We start from the raw sequence: 24,959 nt of genomic DNA, 5'->3' as shown, positions 1-24,959 counted from the left end.
GTCAACGGAGACCGCCATGAACTCGCTCCTCCTCGCCCTCATCGGGGTGACCATGATCCTGGTCGGGTACGCGCTCTACTCGCGCTTCCTGGCCACGAAGATCTACGCCCTCGACGACTCCCGGCGCACGCCGGCCCACGAGCTCGAGGACGGGGTCGACTACGTCCCCACCAACAAGTACGTCCTGTGGGGCCACCACTTCACCTCCGTGGCCGGTGCGGCGCCGATCGTCGGCCCGGCCATCGCGGTCATCTGGGGGTGGCTGCCGGCCTTCCTCTGGGTGACCATCGGCACGGTCTTCTTCGCCGGCATGCACGACCTGGGCGCGCTGTGGGCCTCGGTCCGCAACAAGGGCCAGTCGATGGGGGCCCTCTCCGGCCGCTACATCGGCGCCCGCGGCCGCAACCTCTTCCTCGTCGTCATCTTCCTGCTGCTCCTCATGGTCAACGCGGCCTTCGCGGTCGTCATCGCCGGACTGCTCGTCAGCACCCCCACCGCCGTCATCCCCACCTGGGGCGCGCTGCTCGTGGCGCTGCTCGTCGGCCAGGCCATCTACCGGCTGCGCTGGAGCCTCCCGGTGGTCTCGGTCGTCGGCGTCGTCGCGCTCTACGCCCTCATCTGGGTCGGCGACCAGGTGCCGCTCGCCCTGCCGGAGACCGTCGCCGGGCTGCCGGCCAACGCGGTCTGGATCATCCTGCTGTTCGTCTACGCCGGCATCGCCTCGATGCTGCCGGTCTGGGTGCTGCTCCAGCCGCGCGACTACATCAACGGGCTCCAGCTGTTCATCGCCCTGGGCATCCTCTACGGCTCGGTGCTCATCGCCCGCCCGGAGATCGTCGCGCCGGCGGTCAACGGCAACGTCCCCGAGGGCACCCCCTCGATCGTGCCGCTGCTCTTCGTCACCATCGCCTGCGGCGCCATCTCGGGCTTCCACGGCATGGTCAGCTCCGGCACCAGCTCCAAGCAGCTGGACAAGGAGAGCGACGCCCGGTTCGTCGGCTACTTCGGCGCCGTGGGTGAGGGCCTGCTGGCGCTGGGCGCGATCATCGCGGCCACCGCCGGCTTCCAGACGCTCGCCGCCTGGGAGGAGGTCTACTCGGCCTTCGGGCAGGGCAGCGTCGGGGCCTTCGTCTCCGGCGGCGGCGCGATCGTCGAGAGCGGCCTGGGCCTGCCCCAGTCGCTGTCGGCGACCATCCTCGCGACGACCGCGATCCTCTTCGCCGCGACGACGATGGACACCGGTGTCCGTCTTCAGCGCTTCGTGGTGCAGGAGATCGGCGAGATCGCCGGCGTCCGGCTCGGCAAGGGCCTCGCGACGCTCGTGGCCGTCGGTGTCGCCCTCGCGCTGACCTTCGGGGCCGGCGTCGACGGCTCGGGCGGCATGCTCATCTGGCCGCTGTTCGGCACCACCAACCAGCTGCTCGCCGCCCTGACCCTGTCGATCGTGGCGATCATGCTGCTGCGCCGCGGCCGCACCGCGCTGCCCGCCCTCATCCCGCTCGGCTTCGTCGGCGTCATGACCCTCTACGCCCTCTTCATCCAGCTGGGCACCTTCTGGTCCGAGGGCAACTGGCTGCTGCTCGTCCTCGACATCGTCATCCTCGTCGCCTCCCTGTGGGTGATGGTCGAGGCGCTGGGGGCCATGCGCAAGGCGCGGGACTTCCAGGGTGACGACGACGCCGAGCTCGAGCAGCTGTCCGCCGCCGAGGTGGCCACCTCGGGCGAGATGAACCGGACCCGGTCGGACGAGAGCTGACCCGGTCCGGAGCCCCGTCGCCGACCGCGCGCCTGCGGTCGGCGGCCGGTGTGCTGCGCGACGTGTTCGCCGGGCCCTACGCGCGCACCTTCGCCCGGGCGCAGCAGGACGAGGACGACCTCTTCATGGTCATCGTCATGGCCGAGGCGCTCGGGGTGCCCAACCCGGCGAGCTACTACACCGTGGAGCTGCTGCCGGTGGTCTACGACCAGGTGCACGACTGGCACCGTCGGATGGGCCTGGACCGCAGCCCGCTGGACCACTTCTCGTGCTGCTGACCGCGGGCCGCGCGTGCTGAGCGGGCTGGCCGACGGGCGCGAGGTCCTCTTCGTCGGCGGCAAGGGCGGGGTCGGCAAGACCGCCGTCGCCTCCGCGCTGGGCCTCGCCCTCGCCCGCGGGGGGCGTCGGGTGCTCGTCGTCTCGACCGACCCGGCGCACAACCTCGGCCACCTGTGGGGGCGGGCCGTGGGTGACGAGACCGTCGAGCTCGCCCCGCTGCTGCGCGGCCTGGAGATCGACCCGGCGCGGACCACCGACGAGCACCTGCGCGCCGTGCGCGACACCATGCACCGCCTCATGCCCGAGCACCTGCAGGGGGAGGTGAGCCGGCACCTCGAGCTGGCCCGTGACGCCCCGGGCACCCACGAGGCCGCCGTGCTCGAGCGGATCGCCGAGGTGCTGGAGGCCCGGCACCCGGACGAGCTCGTCGTCTTCGACACCGCCCCCTCCGGGCACACCTCCCGGCTCGTCGCGCTGCCCGAGCTCATGCAGGCGTGGACCGAGGGGCTGCTGCGGCGCCAGGACCGCTCGGCCCGCTTCGGGGCGGCCCTGCGTGGGCTGCAGGGCCGGCCGCGCCCGGACGCCGGGGAGCGGGCCGCGGCCGACATCCTGGGCAGCTCGCGGGGCCGCGACGAGGCCGCGGCGCCGGACCGGCGCTCGCGACGCGACGCCGAGATCCGCCGGATCCTGGACCGGCGGCAGGCCCGCTTCGCGCAGCTCCGGTCGGTGCTGCAGGACCCGGCGCGCAGCGCCTTCGTCATCGTGCTCGCCGCCGAGCGCCTCCCCGTCCTGGAGACCGTGGAGCTGCACGAGCAGCTCACCCGGGCCGGCATGGGGGTCGGCGCGCTCGTGGTCAACAAGCGCTCGCCCGCCGACGCCGGCGACCTGCTCGCCGCGCGCCGGGCGCTCGAGGAGGGGTATGTCGCGCAGCTGGCCGACGCCCTCCCGCACCTCCCGGTGACCCAGGTGCCGCTGCTGCCGGACGAGGTCCTCGGCGCGGACGGCCTGGCCCGGCTCGCGGCATACCTCTGAGGCGGGTGAGCCCGCCGTCCCGACCGTGCTTCTGCCGCCCCGGCACAACATCCACGGTCGGCAGCACCGCGTCCACGGTGCCCCGGGGACGCGGCAGGCCCCCGCCGCGCGGTGCGCGACGGGGGCCTGCCGGTGTCGGTCCGTCAGGTCGGTGACCTCACGGGTAGACGACGTCCTCCAGGGTCTCCTGGACCGAGAGGTTGACCGCGCCGTAGCCACCGACGATGTGGACCATCTGCGCCCGCAGGCTGGTCATCGCGTCGACAGTCGGGCTCGGCAGCATGTCCGCCCGCGTGAGCAGCACGGGCATGGAGCTCATCGCCGCCACCGGGGCCGCCGCGAGGGCGTCCGGGAACTCCGCACCGGTCGCCAGGAAGGCGCCCGGGGCCGGGGTCGGGAAGAACTCCGCGGCCACCGCGGCGGCCGTGCCGTAGCGGTTGGTGCCGCTCAGCCGAACGACCTCACCGGCGTCGGCACCGGCGGCGGTCGCCACGTCGTCCGAGACCGCCGCGTCGCCACCGACGACGTAGACCGTCTCCGGCGACAGCCGCTCCAGCTCGTCGGCCGTCGCGCCCGGCAGCAGGTCCGGACGGGTCAGCAGGACCGCAGAGTCCTCCATCCCGGCCGCCGCGGCCGCCGCGAGGGCGTCCGGGTAGTCCTTGCCGCTGGCGAGGAAGACGATGTCGGCGTCGTCGGCCTGGGCCTGGCTGACGTCGACGGCCGTCTCGTACCGGTTGGCGCCCGCGAGCCGCTCGACGTCGGCGTACTCGCCGAGCGCCGTGACGACGTCGTCGTCCACCGCGCCGTCGCCACCGAGGACGACGATGCTGTCCGGGCCGAGCTGCTGCAGCGCCATCCGCGTCGCCGCCGGGACCATGTCCGGGCGGGTCAGCAGGACCGGGGCCTCGTCGGAGCCCGCGAGGGCACCGCCGGCCAGGGCGTCCGGGAAGGCCAGACCGCTGGCGACGTAGACCGTGTCCACACCCTGCGGGAAGGCCTCGACGGCCAGCTCGGAGGCGGTGGAGTAGCGGTCCTGACCGATGGTGCGCTGGACCGCCGGGCGGTCCTCGTTGCCGTAGTCCGAGCCCTCGAAGGCGATCCCGAAGACCGGGCTGTCCCAGGTCTCGGTCTGCGCCTCGCGGTCGTCGTTCCACGCCTTCGCCTTGGTGACGACGATCTCCATGATGTAGTCACCGTCCGGGACCCGGACCGAGGCGCCGTTGTCGTCGATCATCATGCCGTCCCACGGGTAGGCCGAGAAGCCGTCGCGGGTAGCGGAGCGGGCGAGGTAGTCGACCTCGGCGACGGTCCCCAGGGACTCACCCTTGGTGCCGTCCTCGTTCGCCGCGAAGACCTCCCACTCCATCCGGCGGGCCTGGTGCTCGAAGTGGATGAGGAACTGCGGGGCGTCGTCCTGCTCCATGGAGTAGGTCGTGCCCTCCTCGACGCCGAGGACGTACGTACCGGCCGGGTCGACGCACTCGTAGCCGAGCCAGATCGAGCACTCGGCGACTGCGCCCAGCGAGGGCATCTCGGTGCCGTCGGTTCGGTCCGCGAGGACCTCGGTCTCCTGCAGGTCGGCCGCGTGACCGCCGTAGGCGACCGAGTAGGTGTCGGCCTCCTCGCCCTCACCGGCGGTGAAGGTGACGTAGCCGCCGAAGATCGGGCCCATCTCACCGTCGATCGCCGGTGACGTGACGGTCATCGGGACCTCGACGCTCGCGCCGGCGGGCACGACCACGCTCGGCGCGACGGTGACGTCGGCCGGAGCCAGGTAGTAGCCGAAGTCGTTCGCCGTGCCGGAGGTGGCCACGGCGGGGGTGTGCTCGACCGCGTAGGTCTGCTCGGCGTCGCTGGTGTTGGTCAGCGTCACCGTCTGGGTGCTGGTCTCACCGGAGAGCTGCTGACCCAGCTGGACCAGACCGGGCTCGATCGTCGCCTCGGCGAGGATCGAGTCGTCGATCTGGATCATGCCGGCGCCCTGCCGGTGCACCAGCTCCAGGCCGGCGGCCGGGGAGACGTTCAGCGGCAGCTGCATCGAGCTGTTCTGCAGCTTGAGCTTGACCTCCTCGACACCCAGGTCCGGGTCGGCCTCGAGCATGAGGGCCGCGGCCCCCGCGACGTGCGGGGACGCCATCGAGGTGCCGGAGAGGGTGGCGTAGGGCTGCGACTCCAGCGGGTAGGTGCTGTAGATCTGGCCGCCCGGGGCCGACAGGTCCGGCTTGAAGGTGGTGTCGGCCATCGTGCCGATGGAGCTGAACGAGCTGATGAGACCGCCGGTCGGGTTCGGGACCGAGGCCTCCTCACCGGTCCAGGTCACGACGTGGCCCTCGGTCGCCAACGCGTCCGCGGCGAGCCGCCCGCCGTCCTCCTGGCTGACCATGATGACGGGGACCTCGATCTCCGGGTCGCCCGCGAGGCTGGGGTTGATGGACCCAGGGACGTTGTTGTAGAGCATGACGCCCGCCGCGCCGGCCTCCTGGCCGTTGAACGCCTTCTCGTAGAAGCTGCAGGTGCCGCGCTGGATCATGACCCAGTTGCCCTCGATGACGGCCTGCTCCTCCGCGGTGAAGGGGTCGGTGCCGCAGGCCTGGGCCTCGGTCGTGCCGGGCTCGTGCACGGCGACGACGGTGTCCTCGCCCGAGGTCGGCGGCGCGGGGGCCGGGGTGCCGACCGAGAAGGGCACGTCGTTGCCCTCCTCGTCGACGAAGACGATGGCGTCGTAGAACGTGTTGTCCACCGAGCCGACCCCGATGGTGTCCTCGCCGACGCCGGGGGCGCCGACCGAGTGCAGGCCGTTGGCCCCGGAGTTGCCGATCGAGGCGACCATGACGACGCCCTCGCGGGCGAGCGCGTCGGTGGCCTGCGCGGTCGGGTACTCCTTCCAGGCGGAGAACGCCGAGCCGATAGAGAGGTTGACGACGTCCATCTCGTCGGTCAGCGTCTTCTCCATGGCGTGCAGCATGATGTCGGCGTCGGTCGAGCCGTCGCAGCCGAAGACGCGGTAGGCGCCCAGCGTCACGCCGGGGGCCACCCCGGTGACCTCGCCGTCGGCGCCGGTGATGCCGGCGACGTGGGTGCCGTGGCCCTGGCAGTCGTCCGGGTCCTCGTCGGGGAACGGCTTGGGCTGGTAGGCGTCGCCCGCGCTCGGGTCGGCGTTGTAGTCGTCGCCGACGAAGTCGTAGCCGAAGGCCACCTTCTCGGTCGGGAAGGTCGTGCTGCCGGGGCTGCCGTTGCCGCCGAAGTCCGGGTGGTCGTAGTCGATGCCGGTGTCGATGATGCCGACCTTGACCCCGGTGCCGTCGTAGCCGAGCTCGCTCTGCACGATGTCGGCGCCGGTCATCGAGATGGCGGTGAACAGCTCAGGGTCGATCTGGGTGCCCTCGGGGCGCTCGGGGGCGTCGATGACCCCGACCGGGAAGATCGCCTCGACCGCGTCGGAGGCGGCCAGCTCGACCAGCGTGCTCTCGCTGGCCGTCACCGACAGGCCGTTCCAGAGGGTCTCGAACTCCGAGCGCACCTCGATCTCGGCCCCGGCGGCGTCCACGTCGGCGAGGAAGCGGTCGCGCTGGGACTCGATCGAGGCCAGCGAACCGCCGGCGCTCGTGCTGGGTCCGGCGAGCTGGACGAAGTAGGAGTGGGGCACCAGCTCCGCGCCGGTGGCCTGGTTGTCCTGGATCTTGCTCTCCGGCGCCGGGGAACCCGGCGCGACGAACGCGTCCTCGTCGGCTGCGGCCGACAGCGGTGCCAGGACGGCTCCGGTCAGCGACAGGACGGCGATCGCGGAGAGAGCACGGCGGGGGGATCCCCCTGGCCTAGCACTGCTCACGAATGATCTCCTTCGATGATTCGGCCCCGACAGGTCGCGCGTGGGCCGTCTTCGACCCTAGGCGTTGGAGGGCTGCAGACCAGGGGACCGACGTCACGATCAGGTCACGATCAGGTCACGCCGCAGGGTTGTCCGACGTAGCGTCAACAGAGTCTGACCTGCACGTATATCCTTTACCTCACCCTCGTGCACCAGGTCACAGCACTCTGTCGGCCGGAGGGTGCACAATCAGGAGGTGCTCACCCGACTGCTGCGCCGCCACCTGCGGCCCTACACCGGGCTCGTCGTGACGGTGCTGGCCCTGCAGCTGGTGGCGACCCTGGCCAGCCTCTACCTGCCCAGCCTCAACGCCGACGTCATCGACCGCGGGATCGTCCAGACCGACCTGCCCTACATCTGGCGGGTCGGGGGTCTCATGCTCGCGGTGAGCGCCGTCCAGGCGACCGCCCAGATCGCGGCCACCTGGGCAGCGGCGCGGACGGCGATGGGGGTGGGCCGAGACGTGCGCGGCGCGGTGGTCGAGCGGGTGCTGTCCTTCTCCACCCGGGAGCTCGGCGAGTTCGGCGCCCCCTCGCTCATCACCCGCAGCACCAACGACGTCCAGCAGGTGCAGCAGGTGACGTTCATGGCGCTCGTCATGCTCGTCGCCGCCCCGATCACCGCCGTCGGTGGTGTCGTCATGGCGATCCGGCAGGACGTCGGCCTCTCCCCGCTCATCGCCGTGGCCGTCGCGGTGCTGCTCGCCGGCATGGGGCTCATCATCGCGCGGATGGTGCCGCTGTTCCGGGCCAACCAGCGTCAGCTGGACGCCGTCAACCGGGTCATGCGCGAGCAGATCACCGGCATCCGCGTCATCCGCGCCTTCACCCGCGAGCCGCAGGAGCGGGAGCGCTTCGCGCGGACCAACGACGAGCTCACCGGCATCGGGCTCCGGCTCGGCGACCTCATGGCGCTGATGTTCCCCTTCGTCATGCTCGTCATGAACCTCTCGAGCGTCGGCGTCATCTGGTTCGGCGCCCAGCGCGTGTCCTCCGGGGCGATGGAGGTCGGCGCGCTCACCGCCTACATCAGCTACCTCATCCAGATCCTCATGTCGATCATGATGGCGACGATGGTCGCGACGATGATCCCGCGCGCCACCGTCTCGGCCGAACGGATCGGCGCGGTGCTCGGCACCGGCACGAGCGTCGTCGCGCCCACGCAGCCGCAGGACCCGCGGCCGGACGCCCGCGGCCTGGTCGAGCTGCGGGGTGTCTCCTTCACCTACCCGGGGGCCGAGCACCCCGTCCTGCGCGACATCGACCTCCTCGCCCGCCCGGGCACGACGACGGCCGTCGTCGGGGCGACCGGTTCGGGCAAGACCACCCTGGTCCGGCTCCTGCCCCGGCTGGCGGACGTCAGCGGCGGCGCGGTGCTCGTGGACGGCGTCGACGTGCGCGACCTCGCCCCGGAGCAGCTCTGGTCGCGGGTCGGCCTGGTGCCGCAACGGCCCTACCTCTTCTCCGGCACCGTCGCGACCAACCTGCGCTTCGGGGACCCCGACGCCACCGACGAGCAGCTGTGGGAGGCGCTGCGGGTCGCGCAGGCCGACGACTTCGTCCGCGCCTTCCCGGAGGGGCTGGACCACCCGGTCGCCCAGGGCGGCAGCAACGTCTCCGGGGGCCAGCGCCAGCGCCTGTGCATCGCGCGGGCGCTCGTCGCGCGGCCGTCGGTCTACCTCTTCGACGACTCCTTCTCGGCCCTCGACCTGGCCACCGACGCGCGGCTGCGCGCCGCCCTGCGCCCGATCACCCGCGACGCCACGGTCCTCGTCGTCGCGCAGCGCGTCTCCACCATCGCCGACGCCGACCAGATCGTCGTCCTCGACGAGGGTCGCGTGGTCGGCACGGGACGGCATACCGAGCTCATCGAGACCTGCCCGACGTATGCCGAGATCGTCCGGTCGCAGCAGCACGGGGAGGTGGCGGCGTGAGCACCGAGGACGAGGACCGCGCCCCCAGCCCGCCACCGCGGCGCGGGCCGGGCGGACCGATCGGGGCGGCGGTGCCGGTCGAGAAGCCGAGCGACTTCGCGGCCTCGGCCCGCCGGCTCGCCGGCCGGCTGTCCCCCTACCGCGCCTACGTCGCCCTGTCCGTCCTGCTCACCCTCGTCGCCGTGGTGCTCAGCGTGCTCGGGCCGCGCGTGCTGGGCCGGGCCACCGACTACATCTTCGCCGGGTTCCTGGGGTCGCGGCTTCCGGACGGCGCGAGCGTGGACTCGGTGGTGCGCGGGCTGCGGGCCGACGGGCAGGACACGATGGCCGACCTGGTGGCGGGGACGCCCCACCTCGTGCCCGGCCAGGGGATCGACTTCGGGGCCGTCGGACGCACGGTCTCGGTGGTCATCGCGCTCTACGCCGGCTCCGCGGTGCTCATGTGGGTCTCGACCCGGCTGGTCAACCGCATCTCGATGCGGACCGTCCGCGACCTGCGCTCCGACGCCGAGGACCAGCTGCACGAGCTGCCCCTGGCCTACTTCGACGGCCGCCCGCGCGGGGAGATCCTCTCCCGGGTCACCAACGACCTGGACAACCTGCAGCAGACCCTGCAGCAGACCTTCGGCCAGCTGCTCAACGCCCTCGTCACGGTGGTCGCGATCCTCGCCATGATGCTGTGGATCTCCCCCACGCTCACCCTCATCGCCGTGCTGTCCGTCCCGGTCTCGGTCCTGGTGACCGTGCTCATCGCGCGGCGCAGCCAGAAGCTCTTCAAGGCCCAGTGGGCGCACACCGGCACCCTCAACGGGCAGATCGAGGAGGCCTTCACCGGCCACGAGCTGGTGACCGTCTTCGGCCGCCGCGAGCAGGTGGCCGGGCGGGTCCGGGAGATCAACGACCAGCTCTACGACGTGACCTGGCGGGCGCAGTTCATGAGCGGCGTGATCATGCCCGCGATGTTCCTCATCGGCAACCTCGGCTACGTCCTGGTCGCCGTCGTGGGAGCGCTGCGGGTGACCTCGGGCACGCTGTCGCTCGGCAGCGTGCAGGCGTTCATCCAGTACTCCCGCCAGTTCACCCAGCCGGTGACCCAGGTCGCCTCCATGGCCAACCTGCTGCAGTCGGGCGTGGCCTCCGCCGAGCGCACCTTCGAGCTGCTCGACGCGCCGCGCCAGACTCCCGACCCGGCCGACGCGTCGCCCGCCCCCCGGGGCCGCAGCGGGCGCATCGTCTTCGAGGACGTGCGCTTCTCCTACGGCGAGGAGCCGCTCATCGAGGACCTGTCCCTCGTCGCGGAGCCGGGGCAGACGGTCGCGATCGTGGGGCCGACCGGGGCCGGCAAGACCACGCTGGTCAACCTCATCCTGCGCTTCTACGAGCTGGACGGCGGCCGGATCACCCTCGACGGCCGGGACGTCACCACGATGACCCGCGAGGACCTGCGGTCGCGGGTCGGCATGGTCCTGCAGGACACCTGGCTCTTCGAGGGCAGTATCGCCGACAACATCGCCTACGGCCGGCCGGGGGCGAGCGTCGAGGAGGTGCGCGCGGCCGCCGAGGCGGCCTACGTCTCCCGGTTCGTGCAGCACCTGCCCGAGGGCTACGACACGGTCCTCGACGACGACGCCGGCGCCGTCTCCGTCGGGGAGAAGCAGCTCATCACCATCGGGCGGGCGTTCGTGGCCCAACCCTCGCTGCTCATCCTCGACGAGGCGACCAGCTCGGTCGACACCCGCACCGAGCTGCTCGTGCAGGAGGCCATGGCCCGGCTGCGGGCCGACCGCACCAGCTTCGTCATCGCCCACCGGCTCTCGACCATCCGGGACGCCGACCTCATCCTCGTCATGGAGGCGGGTCGCATCGTCGAGCAGGGCACGCACGACGACCTGCTGCGGCGCGAGGGCGCCTACGCCCGCCTGCACGCCGCCCAGTTCAGCGGCGCCGCCGTGCAGGTCGACGCCGAGGAGCCCGCCACCCCCTGACGGAGGGCCGGGGCAGGCCGGACCCCGGTCGGCGTCCTGCCCTACATCGCCCGGGCGAGGCTGCGCCGCAGCAGCAGCGAGCCGAGGACGAGCACGCCGACGGCCATCGCGGCGAGCACGCCGAGCTGGGGCAGCACGTCGGCGATCCCCGCCCCCTGCCGCTGGACCTCCGCCATGGCGTCGTTGGCCCAGGCGTGCGGGGTGAGCTGGGCGACCTGGCGCAGGGTGTCGGAGTAGAACTCGAGCGGCACCATCGAGCCGCCGACGGCACCGAGCACCAGCCCACCACCCACGGCCAGGCCGCTGGCGGCACCCTCGCTGTCGACCAGGACCCCGATGACCATCGCGACCCCCGCGGCGACGAGCCCGAAGACGAGCAGCACCAGGAGGGCCACCCCGAGCGAGCCCCACCGCACCCCGAAGAGCAGGCTGGAGGCCAGCATGATGTAGGCCCCCTGGACCAGGGCGATGACGACCCGCCCGGCCGTCAGCCCGGCCATCGCCTGGGTGGTCGTCACCGGGGCGGCCATGGTGCGCCGGACCACGCCGTCCCGCCGGGCCTTGATGAGGGCCGGCGCGGCGTTGAGGGTACTGAGGAAGACGAAGAGCAGCAGCTGGGCGACGGCTCCGGTGTCGAACTGCTCGACCCCCTCGAAGGCCACGGCCACCGGGTCCTCGGGCTGCTGCACGAGCAGCTGCGCCGGGGGCACGAGGGTCGAGGCGTCGTCGAGCGCGGCCCGCGCCTCGGCCTCGTCGCCGAAGGTCTCCAGCAGGCCGACCTGCGCCGCCTCCGTGGCAACCGCCTCCGCCTGGGCGCGGACCACCTGCGCCACCGCCGGGGCCTCGGACGAGGACCCGCTGATGATCTCCAGCTCCATCGGTATGCCGTCACGGTAGGCCGCCTCCGCCTCCGCGTCGAGGAGCACGCCGACCTCGGCGCTGCCCCGGGAGACGTCCTCCTGCACGAGCTCCGGTGTGGTGCGGACGGTGACCGCGAGGTCGGCGTCCTCCCACCCCGCGACCAGGGCCTGCGTCGCCGCGCCGCCCGGCCCCTGCACCGAGACCGGCGCGCCGGACCGGTCGCTGCCGAACTGCCAGCCGATGACGGCCACCATGGCCAACGGCAGGATGAGCACGAAGAAGAGGTTGGACCGGTCGGCGAGGAAGCGCCGCAGCTCGACCCAGGCGATCGCCAGCACGGTCCTCACAGCACGTCCCTCCGCCCGGGCACGCGGACGGCGAGCGCCGCCATCGCCACGCACATCAGCCCCATGGCCAGCAGCACCGGCGCGAGGTCGACCACCCCACCGCCCCCGGCCGTGATGCCGAGGCCCCGGCCCAGCGCGGTGACCGGGTTGAGCTGCAGCATGGTGCCGAGGGCCCCCTCGGAGCTCACCCGGAAGAAGGCCCCGCCGCTCATCCCCAGGGTGATCGCCACGATGGTCTGCGCCACGCCCGCCTGCTCCGCGCTGCGGGCGACCTTGGCGATGACGAACATGATGGAGGTCGCGGCGGCCACGACGGCGAGGAGGAGCACGGCGATCACGGCGGGCGAGCCGAGGTGGACGTCGTCGAAGAGCAGCGAGCCCGCGAGGAGCAGCACCCCCGTGGCCAGCACCCCCAGCAGCCAGCTGGACAACCCCTTGGACAGCAGCACCCACCACGACGGGATCGGCATGGACAGCAGGCGCGCGAGGGTGCCCCACTCCCGCTCGACGACCAGCCCCAGGACCCCGAAGCCCACGGTGAAGAGCAGGAAGAACCCGGCCTGGCCGGCGACGATCGACTCGCGGGCGGACAGCTGCTCGTCGGCCGTCTCGCCCTGGGCCCAGCCCACCGAGGGCCCGGTGGCCGCGTCCTCGGCGAGGACGGCGTCGACCTCCTCCGGCTGCCCGCCCAGCTCCTCCGCGGCGGCGGCGGTGCGCGCCGTGGCGGTGAACTGCCGCAGCACCCCGTCGACGACCGCGGTGACGACCTCACCCTCCAGGCCGGGGGACTCGGGCAGGCGTACCTGCACCTGCGGGGCGTCCCCGTCGGCGAGCGCGGCGGAGAACCCGTCCGGGACGAGGACACCCGCCCCGACCTCGCCGTCCGCGAGGAGCGCGGGCACGTCGGCGGCGTCCGCCTCGAGGACCGTCACGTCGACGGCGTCGTCGAGGCCGCCCAGCGTCTCCACGAGGGTCCCCGTGAGCGGGTCGTCCGCGGGTCCGCTCACCGCGACGGTGACCGGCTCGAGCTCCTCGGCGAGCGGCGCGAAGATGAGCGAGAAGACCCACATGAGCGCCAGCGGCACCGCCAGCCCGAAGATGAAGATGGACCGGTCCAGCACCTGCTGGCGCAGGTCCGAACCCACCATGACGAGGACGCGGCCCATGCTCAGTCCCGCAGCGCCTTGCCGGTGAGGTGCAGGAAGACCGACTCGAGGTCAGGCCGGCTGGTCTCGACGTCGCGCAGGGTCATCCCCGCGCCGGTCGCGGTCGCCACGATGGCGCTGATCGCCTGCGGGGCGCCCTGCACCATCATGACGAGGCGCCGCTCACCGGCGACCCGGCGCACCTCGCGCACGGCCGGTATGCCGGCCACCGCCACCTCGACCTCGTCCAGCGGCCCCTCACCCACCAGGGTCACGGTGTCGGCGCCCCCGGTGATCTCGACCAGCTCGTCCCTCGTGCCCTCCGCGATCACCCGCCCGGCGTCCATGATGCCGATGCGGTCGCAGAGCCGCTCCGCCTCCTCCATGTAGTGGGTGGTGTAGAGCACCGCCATCCCCTCCCCCGACAGCGCCTCGACGGACTCCAGGATGGCGTTGCGCGACTGCGGGTCGACGCCGACGGTCGGCTCGTCGAGGATGAGCAGCCGCGGCTCGTGCAGGAGACCGATCGCGATGTTGAGCCGGCGCTTCATCCCGCCCGAGAAGGTCTTGCTGGCCCCCGTGGCGCGGTCGGTGAGGCCGACGACGTCGAGCACCTCGGCGACCCGTCGCCGCAGCGCGGTCCCCCGCATCCCCTGCAGCCGCCCGAAGAAGAACAGGTTGCTCCGTGCCGAGAGCTCGGGGTAGATCGCGAGGTCCTGGGGGACGAGGCCCAGGTGACGCTTGGCGGCCAGGGGGTCCTTCGCCATGTCCACCCCCTGGATGCGCACCGACCCGTCGTCCGGCCGCAGCAGCCCCGCGATCATCGAGATCGTCGTCGTCTTGCCCGCGCCGTTGGGCCCCAGGAGCCCGACCGTCTCACCGGGGTCGACGCGCAGACTGACCCCGTCCACCACGGTGGCGGGGCCGAACGAGCGGCGCAGCGCGTCGACCTGGAGCACGGGAGTCGTCATGGCGACCAACCTAGGGCGTCCGAGGCCGGTGGCGCCGATGACATCTGTCGTGCGTGCGGGGTGACCTGCGGCGCCCCGTCGGGGCGGCAGCATAGGCTGGCCCGCGTGGCTGACGTATCGAGGACCGGGCGCAGGGCGAGACCGCGGCTGGACGAGGAGTTCGACCGCGCGGCGGGCCGCTACGACCTGCTGACCCGGCTCAACCCGGGCTACCACGACGCCCTGGCCGGCGCCGCCGCCGACCTGGTGGACGCCCTGCCGGACGGACCCCTCGTGCTGTGGGACCTCGGGTGCGGCTCCGGCCTGTCCACCTCGGCCCTCGTCGGGGCCGCCGGTCCCCGGGCGCGCATCGTCGGGCTGGACGCGTCCGCGGGGATGCTGGCGCAGGCCAGGGGCAAGGAGTGGCCGCCGGGCGTGAGCTTCGTGCACGCGCCCGCCCAGGACCTGCCGACGGTGGCCACCGTCGAGCTGGACGCGACCGCCGACGGGGTGCTCGCGGCATACCTCCTGCGCAACGTGCCGGCGGAGCAGCGGGACGAGGTGGTCGGTGCCATCGTCGACCAGGTGCGCCCCGGCGGCTGGGTGGCGCTGCAGGACTACCACGTCAAGGGCGACCGGCGGGCGGCGCTGACCTGGTCGGCGGTATGCCGTCTCGTCGTCACCCCGCTCGCCGCGCTGACCCGCGGCAACCCGGCGATCTACGCCTACCTGCGGCGCAGCGTCCTCGACAACGACTCCACCGGCGAGCTGGAGGCCCGCCTGCGTCGGGCCGGCCTGGTGGACCTGCGGTGGAGCACCCCCCGGGGGTGGCAGCGCGGGATCCTGCACACCGTCCTGGCCCGGCGCCCGTTCGAGGGGGAGACAGCATGAGCGCGCGGCCGATCCCGCCCGGACGCGACCGGCGGGCCGTCCGCCACCCCGGCCCTGCCGGGACGGCACAGGTGCAGGAGCAGCGCCGGGTGGTCGTCGTCGGCGGGGGCATCGCGGGCATCGCCGCGGCCACCGTGCTCGCCGAGCGGGGCGTTCAGGTGACACTCGTCGAGGCCCAGGACCAGCTCGGGGGGCGGGTCCGCGCCTGGCCGCTCGAGGACGACCGGACGATGTCGCGGGGCTTCCACGCCTTCTTCCGACAGTACTACACGCTGCGCGCGCTGCTGCGCCGCGTCGACCCGACCCTGGACCACCTCGTGCCGGTGCCCGACTACCCGCTGCGCCGGGGCGACGGGCTGACCGACTCCTTCGCGGTGCTGCCGCCGAGCCCGCCGGCCAACCTGGCGACCTTCGTGGTCCGCAGCCCCACCTTCCCGGTCAGCGGCCTGGCCTCGGTCCACCTCCCGAGCGCCGTCGAGCTCATCAACGTGTCCTACCCCGAGAGCCACGAGCGCTACGACGGCGAGTCGGCCGAGGCGTTCCTGGACCGGCTGCGCTTCCCCGAGGGCGCCCGGCACCTGGCCCTGGAGGTCTTCGCGCGGTCGTTCTTCGCGCACCCGGACGACTTCGGCGCCGGCGAGCTGGTGGGCATGTTTCACGCCTACTTCACCGGCTCCTCCGAGGGGCTGCTCTTCGACGTGCCGGACGACGACTACGACACCGTGCTGTGGGAGCCGCTGCACCGCTACCTCCTGGCCCGCGGCGCGCAGGTCCGGACCGGCACCCGGGTCGAGGACCTGGGGGCGCCGGGCGACGAGGGGGCACCGTGGCAGGTGCGGCTCGGGGACGGCGAGACCCTGGACGCGGACGCCGTGGTCCTGGCCACCGACCCCAGGACGACCCGGGCCCTGGCCGGCGAGCTCCCCGCTGCCGGTCCCGACCAGCAGGACTGGCACCGGAGGCTGGCCGCGGGCCACAACGCCCCGCCCTTCGTCGTGCTGCGGCTGTGGCTCGACGGGCTCGTCGAGCCGGGCCGGGAGGCCTTCCTCGGCACCAGCGGCTTCGACCTGCTCGACAACGTCACCGTGCTGGAGCGCTTCGAGGCCGGCGCGGCCCGCTGGTCGGACGAGCACGGCGGATCGGTCGTGGAGCTGCACGCGTATGCCGTGGACCCGGCCCGCGACCCGTCCCTAGCCGCGGACGGCGGGCCCGGCGGGTGCGGGGTCGACACGGCCGCGGTCCGGGAGCGCCTGCTGCGCTCGCTGCACGAGGTCTACCCCGAGACGGCGGCGCTCTCGGTCCGGCACGAGGAGCTGCTCGTCGAGGACGACTGCGGCCTCGTGGGCACCGGCCCCTGGCGCGACCGCCTGACCGTCACCACGCCGTACCCGGGTCTCGTGCTGGCCGGCGACGGGGTGCGCGTGGACTGGCCGGTGGCCCTCATGGAGCGCGCCGCGGTGACCGGGGTCCTGGCCGCCAACGACCTGCTCGGCGGCTGGGGCGCGCAGGGCGAGGACGTCTGGACCGTGCCGCTGCAGGGGATCCTGCGCCCCGGGCGCTACCGCTCCCGATGAGCTGCCCGGCGCACCCCGGTGGGGGCGACCAGGGCACGGGCACCGAGGGGGCCAGGCGGGCCCGCCGCCCCGAGGAGCCGGCGACCCCGCGGGTGGAACGCGTCGACGCGGGCGGCCGGCCCGGCGTGAGCACGGTGTGGCGGCTGCGCGGGCTGCAGCCCGCACGCCAGCTGCTGCGGGCCCGGCACGCGACGACCCAGGCCGGCTTCACCGCCGAGGCCATCCCCCAGGGACGGCTCGAGCACCACCCGATCCTCGTCTCGGACGGCCCGGTGCACGACGACCAGCGGCGCAAGGTGGCGCGCTTCCTCGCCCCGGCCGTCGTGACCGAGCGCTACGGCGACCTCATGGCCCAAGTGGCCGACCGCACCGTCGCGCAGGCCCTGGAGAGCGGCCGGTGCCGGCTCGACGAGGCCGCGCTGCACTACACCGTCGAGGTCACCGCCGAGCTGGTCGGGCTGACCGAGTCCGACGTGCCGGGGCTGTCCCGGCGGCTGGTGTCGTTCTTCAACCAGCCGCCCTTCGACATCGCGCGCGACGACCTCGGCCGCAGCCGCCGGGACTGGGCCCGCGCGGCCCGCAACGGGCTGTGGCCGGTCGCCCGGCTGTGGTGGCACGACGTGCGCCCGGCGATCCGGGCCCGCCGCCGGCGGCGCCGCACCGACATCATCAGCCACCTGCTCGACGAGGGCTACAGCCGCACGAGCATCCTCGTCGAGTGCGTCACCTACGGCACCGCGGGCATGGTGACGACGCGCGAGTTCATCGTCATGGCGGCCTGGCACCTGCTCGGGGACGACGCCCTGCGCGAGCGCTACCTCGCGGCGGAGCAGGCCGAGCGGCTGGCCGTCCTGGAGGAGATCATCCGGCTCGAGCCGGTCGTCGGCCACCTCTACCGCCGGGTCCGTCAGCCCGTCGAGATCACCGACGGCGAGCAGACGTGGACCATCCCGCCCGGGGACCTCGTGGACGTGTGCGTGCGCGCCACCAACACCGACCCCGAGGCGGTCGGCGCCGACCCCCAGCAGCTGTGCCCGGGCCGGGGTATGCCGCGGGGCACCGCCGGCTACGGCCTCGCCTTCGGCGACGGCGAGCACAAGTGCCCGGGGCAGCCCCTGGCGCTGCTGGAGTCCGACGCGCTCCTCGTGCGGCTGCTCGCGCACCACCCGCGGCTGGTCGCCGAGCCCGAGCTGGGCTGGGACCACCTCATCGAGGGCTACTGGCTGCGGGGCTTCGAGCTGGCGCTCGGCTCCGGGAGCGCGTGACGGTAGGTCCACGACGTCAGGGCGGTGGCCACCATCGCGATGAGCACGCCGAGGAAGACGTGCGGTGCCACGACGCCGGAGGACCCCAGCCCGGTCTGGACCGCGACCAGCGCCGCGAGCAGGACCGCCAGGGTGACGTTGACCGGACCGGCCGAGGCACGCAGGACGAGGTAGACCACCGCGCAGGCCACCGTCAGCGTGAGGGTGACCCAGGCACCCACCTCGTGGAACACCCGGTAGCCGGGCTCGCCCCCGATGAAGGCGGCCGCCCACCCGGCCTGCGCCACGACCGCGCTCAGCACGAGCGTCGCCGCCGAGCGCAGCACGACGAGGTGCGGGTGCGGCAGCGCGGGGAGCGACGGCATACCTCTCACCGCGCGTCCACGGGGCCGGGGAGCCGCCGCAGCGGACCTCGGGCCAGCACGTCGACGAGGAGGGCGACCTTGACCCGGCGCGGCACCCGGCGGCGCTCGGTGAAGACGTCGTAGTCGGCGGCCTCGATGCGGTCCAGGATGCGGGCATACATCCGCAGGGCCGTGGCCACGCACCGGGCGCTGCGCGGCGGCAGCATCGCCACACCCTGAGAGGCGTGGGCGTAGAGACCGCGGTTGCGCTCGATCTGCTCGGCCATCATCGCGCGCCACTGCGGCGTCACCCGCCGCTCGTGCGGGTCGACGCCGTGCCGGGCGAGGTCGTCCTGCGGCAGGTAGACCCGCCCACGGTCGAGGTCCTCGCCGACGTCGCGCAGGAAGTTGGTGAGCTGGAAGGCCAGCCCGAGGGAGCGGGCCGGGCCCTTGGCCGCCGGGTCGTGCGGCTCGAGCACGGGCAGCATCATCTCCCCGATGACGGCGGCCGAGCCCTCCATGTAGCCGTCGCGCAGCTCCTCCCAGCTGGCCCAGGTCTCCCGGATGAGGTCCAGCTCCATGGCGCGGAAGAAGCGGTCGAAGCACTCGGGGTCGGTGCCGCGGCGACGCAGGCTGTCGGCGACCGCGGCCATGACCGGGTCGGAGGAACCACCCTGCGCGAGCGCGTCGGTGAAGAGCTGCTCGAAGCCGCGCAGCCGCACCCCCGGGTCCGGGTCGGCGGGCACCGGCACGTCCACCGTCTCGGGCTCGTCCACGATGTCGTCGGCCAGGCGGCACAGGGCGTAGACGGCGTAGACGTCGCGGCGCTGCTCCGGCGCCAGCAGCCGCGCGCCCCAGTAGTAGGTGGTCCCGTGCCGCTTGGTCAGCTCCCGGCACCGTTCGTACCCGAGCTCCAGGTGGGGGTCGGCCGCCGTCGCTCCGGAATGCATGGCGTCAGCCTAGTGCGGCTAGGGTCGGCGCCGGAGGTGAGACGCGCGTGCGGGATGTGGCGATCGTCGGGCTCGGCCCGGCCGGACGGGCCCTGGCGTCGGCCTGCGCGGCCCGGGGCCTGTCCGTGCTCGCGGTCGACCCGCGACCGGGAGCCGGCTGGGCACCGACCTACGGCGCGTGGGTCGAGGAGCTCGCCGGTCTGCCGCCCGGGGTCGTGCGGCACCGGGTCGACGTGCCCGAGCTGTGGGCCCGCGGCCGGCACCGGCTGCCCCGGGCGTACGCCGTGCTCGACAACCCGGCGCTGCAGGCGGCCCTGCCGCTGGACGGGGTCGAGCTGAGGGAGGCCCGGCTCGACGACGCCGGGGTGAGCGGGCTGGCCGCCGAGGCGAGGGTCGTGGTGGACGCGCGCGGCGCGCGCCCGGCCGGTCGGCGGCCGCAGGACCCGGCGCCCGCGCAGACCGCCTACGGCATCGTGGTGGACCGTGCGGACGCGGCGCCGGCGCTGGCCGGGGCCGAGGGGATCCTCATGGACTGGAGCACCGACTGGTCGGAGGCTCCCGACTCCCCGCGGGGTGTGCCGAGCTTCCTCTACGCCCTCCCGCTGGACGAGGAGCGGGTGCTGCTGGAGGAGACCTGTCTCGCGGCCGCCCCCGCGATGCCGGTGCCCGAGCTGCGGGAGCGCCTGCACCGCAGGCTGCGGCGGCGCGGCGTGCGGGCGGCGGCGGTCGAGGAACCGCTGGCCCGGGAGACGGTCTGGATCCCCATGCGCGGGCGGGACGAGCCTGCGCCTCCCGACACCCTCGCCGTCGGCACGGCCGGTCGCGGGGGCCACCTCGTCACCGGCTACTCGGTGGCGCACTCGCTGCGCTCGGCGCGGTCGTTGGCCGACGCTCTCGCCGCCGGCGACCGGCCGTCGGCAGCCGACCCGGCCCGGCCGGGGGACGTGCTGCGCCGGGCCGGGCTGCGGGCGCTGCTGCGGCTCGACACCGCCGGGACGGTCGCGCTCTTCGAGGCCTTCGGCACGCTGCCGGTGCACCGCCAGCGGGCGGTCATGGCCCGGGACGCCGGGGCCGGGGCGCTGGGGGCGGCCATGTGGGGGATGTTCAGCGCGATGCCCGCCGCCGGTCGGACCGCGTTGGTGCGGGCCACCCTGGGGCCCTGACCACAGGGGTGTGACTCAAACGCGGCGGGTGACCAGGTGGTTGAGCCGTTCGGACATGAGCAGACCGAGGGCGACCAGCGCGAGGAGGAAGAGGGGGAAGGTCCAGCTGCCCGCCCAGGTGACGAGGACGCCGAACAGGGGTGGGGCCAGGGTCGATCCGGTGTAGGCGGCCGCCATCTGGATGCCGATGATGGCCTGCGAGTTGCGGTGACCGAAGTTGGCCGGGGTGGAGTGGATGATCGCCGGGTAGATCGGTGCGCACCCCAGCCCCGCGACGACGAGACCGACCAGCGCGAGCAGGGGGGTCTCGACGGGCAGTGCCAGCATCACGGCACCCAGTCCCACCGTGATGAACCCGCCCCGGAGGAGGCGCTTGTCGCCGACACGGTCGGCGAAGAACCCGGCCAGGAACCGCCCACCGGTGATGCCGAGCAGGAACAGGGAGGCGAAGGCGGCCGCCGTGGCGGGGGTGATGCCCCGATCCTCCACGAGGTAGGTCGAGGCCCAGAGGATCGAGGTGCTCTCCAGCGCGCAGTAGGCGAAGAAGGCGACCAGGATCGAGACGACGCCGGGGATCCTCAGCGCCTGCACGAGCGGGACCGGACCCACGTCCTCGCCACGCCGCTCCTGCGCGTCATCGGGCTCACCGGCGGGCAGCGTGGCCGTTCCCGGGGTGGCCCTACCCCAGAGCGGCAGGCTGGCGATGAGCACCACGGTGAAGGCGGCCTGGACGATCCCGACGACCCAGAAGGCGTTGCCCCAGCCCTGGCCGGCCCCGAGGACGTAGCCCATGATGAACGGGCTGATCGACGCCCCGACACCCCAGAAGCTGTGCAGCCAGTTCATGTGCCGCGCGGCGTAGTGCAGCGCCACGTAGTTGTTCAGCGCCGCGTCCACGGCCCCGGCCCCCAGCCCGTAGGGGACGGCCCACAGGCAGAGCATCCAGAACGAGCCGGAGAAGGAGAACCCGACCAGGGCGGCCGCCGTCAGACCCACGCTGGCCGCGGTCACCGCGCCGACGCCATACCGGCGGGTGATCCGCTCCGAGCCCAGGCTGGAGATGATCGTGCCGCTCGCGATGATCATCGTCACGATGCCCGCGAAGGCCACCGGGACACCGAGGTCCTGGTACATCACCGGCCAGCCGGCCCCGACCAGCGCGTCCGGGAGACCGAGGCTGACGAAGGCGAGGTAGATGATCGCCAGCAGGAGCGAGTACACGGTGGACGGTCTGCCTTTCGGAGCGAGCAAGATGTCTGCGGCGGCGAGCCGGTCGCCGGACCGGGGCGCCAGGATGCACCGTCACGGGGCACGCAGTTGTTGGACGATCGTACACACTATGCCGTAGGTTCGACGCCGTGACGACGGACGACGGCGCGGACGACCCGCGCAGCAACCAGGAGCACGGGCCGACGCCTCCGCCGCGTCGACCGGGCTCACGCCTGGGGCGCAGCAACGACCCGGACCGTCGCGACCGGATCATCGACGCCTGCCTCGAGGTGATCTCGCAGGCCGGCATCGCCGGGACCTCCCACCGCAAGGTCGCCGCCCGGGCAGACGTGCCCCTCGGCGCGATGACCTACTACTTCGACGGTATGGACGACCTCCTGCGGGAGGCGTTCACCCGCTTCGCCACCACCGTCAGTGACCGGTTCGAGCGCCGCATGGCGTCGGTGACCGATCCGGCCACGGCCCGCGAGGCGGTCGTCGCGATCATCCTCCAGGACGTCTACGGCGACGACCGGGACCTGGTGCTCTCCCACGAGCTCTACACCCTGGCCGCACGCGATCCCTCCTACCGGTCCATCACCAGCGCGTGGATGGGCCGCAGCCGGGCGGCCCTCGAGCGCCACTTCGACCCGCAGACCGCGAGCCTGCTGGACGCCCTCATCGAAGGGCTCACCATCCACCGCGCCCTCGACGCACAGCCGCGCGACTCCCACGACGTCGCCGTCGCCGTCGCGCGCATCACCGCGAGCTGACCCAGCATCTCGCCACGACCACCTGGCCCGGCTCCCTTCGGGCTCCTCACGGAGCCCAGCTCGGACGTCGGCCACAAGGCACTGCTGTCAGGTCTCGCAGTTGTCGTCGTCGGTCTGTGGCGCGTATGCGTCGCGCTCTGGGGGCCCGTCATCGCTCTCTTGACGTGGGGGCTCGCGTGGCCCATGCACTTCCTCATGGCATGGATGGGCGCGGCTGGGGTGTGGCCCACACCTGAGAACTCCTGGGGGCACTTCACGATCACCTTCCCCGCCTGGATGGCCATCGTGCTGCTCGTCGGCGGCATGCTCGTGCACCTCCTCGAGGTGGAGCAGCGTCAGACCGCTCCGCCGATCTCTCCGAGGACCGCGGACGCGCGGACCTGGGCTCGCCAGCCCTAGAGCGGAGGCACCCGATAGGTGTCGACCTTCCAGTCCCACGTGCTCATGTCATGCGGGTCCAGGTTCAGCAGCGAGGTGATGACCATGGCCATGAGCACGTCGGAGACCTCGACCCACAGGCCGTCCCGGTCGGGCAACGTGCCGTCCTCGTCAGGGATGGGTTCGGCGTTGGCGACCCAGGTCCAGAACGGTGCCTCGAACTCGGGCGGCTCACCCACCTGGATGCCGGTGTCGGACTCGTCCAGCCCGTAGCTCAGCCGGCGCTTGAGGACGCCACGGACCCACCAGTCGAACTCCTCCCACCCGACCCTGGTGTTACGGGCGACGTGGCGCATCTCGCCCGCGGTGACGTCCAGGGTGCGCCAGGGCTCGATCTGCGGGTCCAGGCTCAGGATGCTGGTGCTGGCCATGTAGAAGGTGTGCTCGTCGTGACCGAACGCCACGACCTCAGGGTCCTCCTCCGTCAGGAGGAACTCGCCCAGCCGTCGGCCCGTCTCGACGGGCTGCAGGGGGATGCCGCGCAGGGCGTGGTACTGCTCGACCACCGACCGGGGACCGCCCTTAGGCCGCAGCCACTGCACGACATCGAAGTGGTCCGCCACCGCAGGGAAGTCGTCGATCGGGTCCTTGCCGCCAGATTCGCCCATGCTGCCCACCCTAGGACCGGGCACACCGGCGACGATCTCCGCGGCCTCGCTCGAAACCTCTTCTCACCGCGCCAGGGCGATGAGGCACTCAGCCGGCAGAAGTGGCGCACCATGACCCGATTGGCGGGCTACGCCCCAGGCGCGGAGGGCGTGACAGACGGGATCTGCCGACCAGCGCGTCCTCATCAGGGATATGCGAGTCATCAGCCAGCGCCGAGGGTCGGTACATCGCTGTCATGCTTGATATGAATCGCCCCGGGTTTCGTGGAGGCTCGGTTAGTTGGATCCGGCCTCGGTGAGGACCGGGTTCTTACGGTAGTGCTCGCTGTGCAGCGTTGCCCAGTGGGTGGTCTCGAACTCGGCGGGTGGGACGAGTCCGATCTCGCCGTGAAGCCGTCCCTGGTTGTACCAGTCGACGTACTCGGCGACCGCGACCTCGACATCGACGACCGACTTCCAGCCGCCTTTGGGTCGCATGACGGGGTTGCGGATGCATTCGGCCTTGAACAGCGAGTTGAGCGCTTCGGCCATCGCGTTGTCATACGAGTCGCCCTTGGACCCGACCGAGGCGACGGCCTCAGCCTCGGCGAGGCGCTCGGTGTAGCGAATCGCTCGATATTGCACGCCGCGGTCGCTGTGATGGACCAGGCCAGTGACGTCCTGACCAGCGCGCTGACGCGCCCACAGCCCCATGTCGAGGGCGTCCAACGCCAGGTCGGTGCGCAGGCTGGTCGAGACCTGCCAGCCCACGATCATCCGGCTGAAGACGTCCAGCACGAACGCGACGTAGGTCCATCCGGCATGAGTGCGCACGTAGGTCAGATCGGCCACCCACAGCTGGTTCGGCGCGGTGGCGACGAACTTTCGAGCTACCAGATCCTCAGGTCGCTCGGTCTCAGCTCCGTCACCGATCGTGGTCTTTCGGGTCTTCTCCCGCGGGATTCCCCGCAGCCCCTCGGTCTTCATCAGCCGCTCCACGGTGCAGCGGGCGACCTGGACGCCCTCGCGATTGAGTTCGGCGTGGATCTTGCGGGCGCCGTAGACACCGAGGTTGGCCTTGTGGGCGGTCCGGATGTCCTCGGCCAGCTCGGCGTCCCGGATGCTGCGCGCCGAGGCAGGTCGGGTCTTGGCGGCGTAGTAGGTGCTCGGGGCGATCTGCATGCCGGCGTCCTTCAGCACGGTGCAGATCGGCTCGACCCCGAACCTGTCGCGGTGCTGGTCGATGTAGTCGACCAGCACCGCGGTGGGCACTTCTACCTGATCTTGCGGTCGAGCTCCGCGGCCGCGAAAAAAGCCGCGGACGTCTTCAGGATCTCGTTCGCCCGGCGCAGCTCGCGCACCTCACGCTCGAGCGCGACCAGCCGCTGCGCGTCATCGGTGGTGGTGCCGGCCCGGACACCGCCGTCGATCTCGGCCTGCCGGACCCAGTTACGCAACGCCTCGGGGTGCACCCCCAGTTGATCGGCGATCCGTTTGATCGCTCCTCGGGCACTCTCAGGGTCCTTCCGGGCCTCTATCGCCATCCTCGTCGCCCGCTGCTGCAACTCAACGCTGTACTTCCTCGGTGCTGGCATGGTGTTCATCATCC

20 protein-coding genes and 1 other annotated feature are annotated in these 24,959 nt (G+C 72.7%); of the genes, 11 read left to right on the top strand and 9 right to left on the bottom strand.

What is annotated here, in order from left to right; all coding sequences use genetic code 11:
* Positions 1-16 precede the first annotated feature (16 nt).
* The 3 genes from Q0967_RS05610 to Q0967_RS05600 are packed head-to-tail and all read left to right on the top strand — an operon-like array spanning position 17 to position 3,067.
* Positions 17-1,756: a carbon starvation protein A gene (locus tag Q0967_RS05610; RefSeq protein ID WP_298748733.1), complete on the top strand. Its 1,740-nt coding sequence runs from the start codon at positions 17-19 to the stop codon at positions 1,754-1,756.
* Positions 1,757-1,788: 32 nt separating this feature from the next.
* Positions 1,789-2,034, top strand: coding sequence for a cory-CC-star protein (locus tag Q0967_RS05605; protein WP_298748783.1), 246 nt, complete (start codon positions 1,789-1,791; stop codon positions 2,032-2,034).
* A 13-nt stretch (positions 2,035-2,047) separates the two neighbouring features.
* A complete protein-coding gene (locus Q0967_RS05600; protein WP_298748734.1) occupies positions 2,048-3,067 on the top strand; it encodes an ArsA family ATPase in 1,020 nt (339 codons plus the stop codon).
* Between the two features lie 157 nt (positions 3,068-3,224).
* Here Q0967_RS05600 and Q0967_RS05595 read toward each other — a convergent pair whose 3' ends face one another.
* Positions 3,225-6,896 carry a cell wall-binding repeat-containing protein gene (locus Q0967_RS05595; RefSeq protein WP_298748735.1) on the bottom strand — a complete coding sequence of 1,224 codons (3,672 nt, stop codon included), beginning with the start codon at positions 6,894-6,896 and terminating at the stop codon, positions 3,225-3,227.
* 235 nt (positions 6,897-7,131) lie between these two features.
* On the opposite strand from Q0967_RS05595, the gene Q0967_RS05590 reads away from it, so the two are divergent.
* A complete protein-coding gene (locus Q0967_RS05590) occupies positions 7,132-8,868 on the top strand; it encodes an ABC transporter ATP-binding protein (protein ID WP_298748738.1) in 1,737 nt (578 codons plus the stop codon).
* Entirely contained in the window at positions 8,865-10,853 is a 1,989-nt protein-coding gene (locus Q0967_RS05585) for an ABC transporter ATP-binding protein (protein ID WP_298748740.1), read from the top strand. The genes Q0967_RS05590 and Q0967_RS05585 overlap by 4 nt, the downstream gene beginning before the upstream one ends.
* Positions 10,854-10,894: 41 nt before the next feature.
* Here Q0967_RS05585 and Q0967_RS05580 read toward each other — a convergent pair whose 3' ends face one another.
* Genes Q0967_RS05580 through Q0967_RS05570 form a run of 3 tightly spaced genes read right to left on the bottom strand, consistent with a single transcriptional unit; the run spans position 10,895 to position 14,177 of the window.
* Positions 10,895-12,061, bottom strand: coding sequence for an ABC transporter permease (locus Q0967_RS05580; RefSeq protein WP_298748742.1), 1,167 nt, complete (start codon positions 12,059-12,061; stop codon positions 10,895-10,897).
* The gene (locus Q0967_RS05575) at positions 12,058-13,227 is read right to left on the bottom strand and encodes an ABC transporter permease (RefSeq protein WP_298748744.1); all 1,170 of its coding nucleotides are present in this window, start codon (positions 13,225-13,227) and stop codon (positions 12,058-12,060) included. Before Q0967_RS05575 ends, Q0967_RS05580 begins: the two co-directional genes overlap by 4 nt.
* A 2-nt stretch (positions 13,228-13,229) precedes the next feature.
* Positions 13,230-14,177, bottom strand: a complete 948-nt coding sequence (locus Q0967_RS05570) for an ABC transporter ATP-binding protein (protein ID WP_298748746.1) — start codon at positions 14,175-14,177, stop codon at positions 13,230-13,232.
* Between the two features lie 105 nt (positions 14,178-14,282).
* On the opposite strand from Q0967_RS05570, the gene Q0967_RS05565 reads away from it, so the two are divergent.
* From Q0967_RS05565 to Q0967_RS05555, 3 genes are read left to right on the top strand one after another with little or no spacing between them, the layout of a single operon-like run.
* A complete protein-coding gene (locus Q0967_RS05565; RefSeq protein ID WP_298748748.1) occupies positions 14,283-15,047 on the top strand; it encodes a methyltransferase domain-containing protein in 765 nt (254 codons plus the stop codon).
* The gene (locus Q0967_RS05560) at positions 15,044-16,621 is read left to right on the top strand and encodes an NAD(P)/FAD-dependent oxidoreductase (protein WP_298748749.1); all 1,578 of its coding nucleotides are present in this window, start codon (positions 15,044-15,046) and stop codon (positions 16,619-16,621) included. Before Q0967_RS05565 ends, Q0967_RS05560 begins: the two co-directional genes overlap by 4 nt.
* On the top strand, positions 16,618-17,886 hold the full coding sequence (locus Q0967_RS05555; RefSeq protein ID WP_298748755.1) for a cytochrome P450: 1,269 nt from the start codon (positions 16,618-16,620) through the stop codon (positions 17,884-17,886). Before Q0967_RS05560 ends, Q0967_RS05555 begins: the two co-directional genes overlap by 4 nt.
* On the opposite strand, the gene Q0967_RS05550 is transcribed toward Q0967_RS05555, so the two are convergent.
* Positions 17,838-18,251 (bottom strand): hypothetical protein, encoded by a 414-nt coding sequence (locus Q0967_RS05550; RefSeq protein ID WP_298748757.1) that lies wholly within the window; start codon positions 18,249-18,251, stop codon positions 17,838-17,840. The two genes, Q0967_RS05555 and Q0967_RS05550, sit on opposite strands and share 49 nt — an antisense overlap.
* A 5-nt stretch (positions 18,252-18,256) precedes the next feature.
* Positions 18,257-19,180 carry a phytoene/squalene synthase family protein gene (locus Q0967_RS05545; protein ID WP_298748759.1) on the bottom strand — a complete coding sequence of 308 codons (924 nt, stop codon included), beginning with the start codon at positions 19,178-19,180 and terminating at the stop codon, positions 18,257-18,259.
* 47 nt (positions 19,181-19,227) lie between these two features.
* On the opposite strand from Q0967_RS05545, the gene Q0967_RS05540 reads away from it, so the two are divergent.
* Positions 19,228-20,343 (top strand): lycopene cyclase family protein, encoded by a 1,116-nt coding sequence (locus Q0967_RS05540; RefSeq protein ID WP_298748760.1) that lies wholly within the window; start codon positions 19,228-19,230, stop codon positions 20,341-20,343.
* 15 nt (positions 20,344-20,358) lie between these two features.
* Here Q0967_RS05540 and Q0967_RS05535 read toward each other — a convergent pair whose 3' ends face one another.
* On the bottom strand, positions 20,359-21,564 hold the full coding sequence (locus tag Q0967_RS05535) for a sugar MFS transporter (RefSeq protein ID WP_298748761.1): 1,206 nt from the start codon (positions 21,562-21,564) through the stop codon (positions 20,359-20,361).
* A 137-nt stretch (positions 21,565-21,701) separates the two neighbouring features.
* Between Q0967_RS05535 and Q0967_RS05530 the strand changes: the two genes are divergently transcribed.
* Both Q0967_RS05530 and Q0967_RS05525 read left to right on the top strand, forming a co-directional pair.
* Positions 21,702-22,325: a TetR family transcriptional regulator gene (locus Q0967_RS05530; protein ID WP_363321981.1), complete on the top strand. Its 624-nt coding sequence runs from the start codon at positions 21,702-21,704 to the stop codon at positions 22,323-22,325.
* A 204-nt stretch (positions 22,326-22,529) separates the two neighbouring features.
* Positions 22,530-22,724 carry a hypothetical protein gene (locus Q0967_RS05525; protein ID WP_299449484.1) on the top strand — a complete coding sequence of 65 codons (195 nt, stop codon included), beginning with the start codon at positions 22,530-22,532 and terminating at the stop codon, positions 22,722-22,724.
* Here Q0967_RS05525 and Q0967_RS05520 read toward each other — a convergent pair.
* Positions 22,721-23,371, bottom strand: coding sequence for a hypothetical protein (locus Q0967_RS05520; RefSeq protein WP_298748764.1), 651 nt, complete (start codon positions 23,369-23,371; stop codon positions 22,721-22,723). The two genes, Q0967_RS05525 and Q0967_RS05520, sit on opposite strands and share 4 nt — an antisense overlap.
* Positions 23,372-23,647: 276 nt before the next feature.
* Positions 23,648-24,945 (bottom strand): IS3 family transposase gene (locus Q0967_RS05515; protein ID WP_299449525.1). Its coding sequence is split into 2 segments (ribosomal slippage): positions 23,648-24,651 and positions 24,651-24,945, totalling 1,299 coding nucleotides; the frame shifts between segments, so codons are not numbered across the junction.
* Positions 24,518-24,667: a sequence feature (AL1L pseudoknot), on the bottom strand. It overlaps the preceding gene by 150 nt.
* Positions 24,946-24,959: the final 14 nt, after the last annotated feature.

The sequence above is a fragment of the uncultured Serinicoccus sp. genome (assembly GCF_947500995.1).
Taxonomy (GTDB): Bacteria; Actinomycetota; Actinomycetes; order Actinomycetales; family Dermatophilaceae; genus Ornithinicoccus.
The sequence above is the reverse complement of the archived record's forward strand: the minus strand, read 5'-3'. Positions and strand labels throughout refer to the sequence as shown.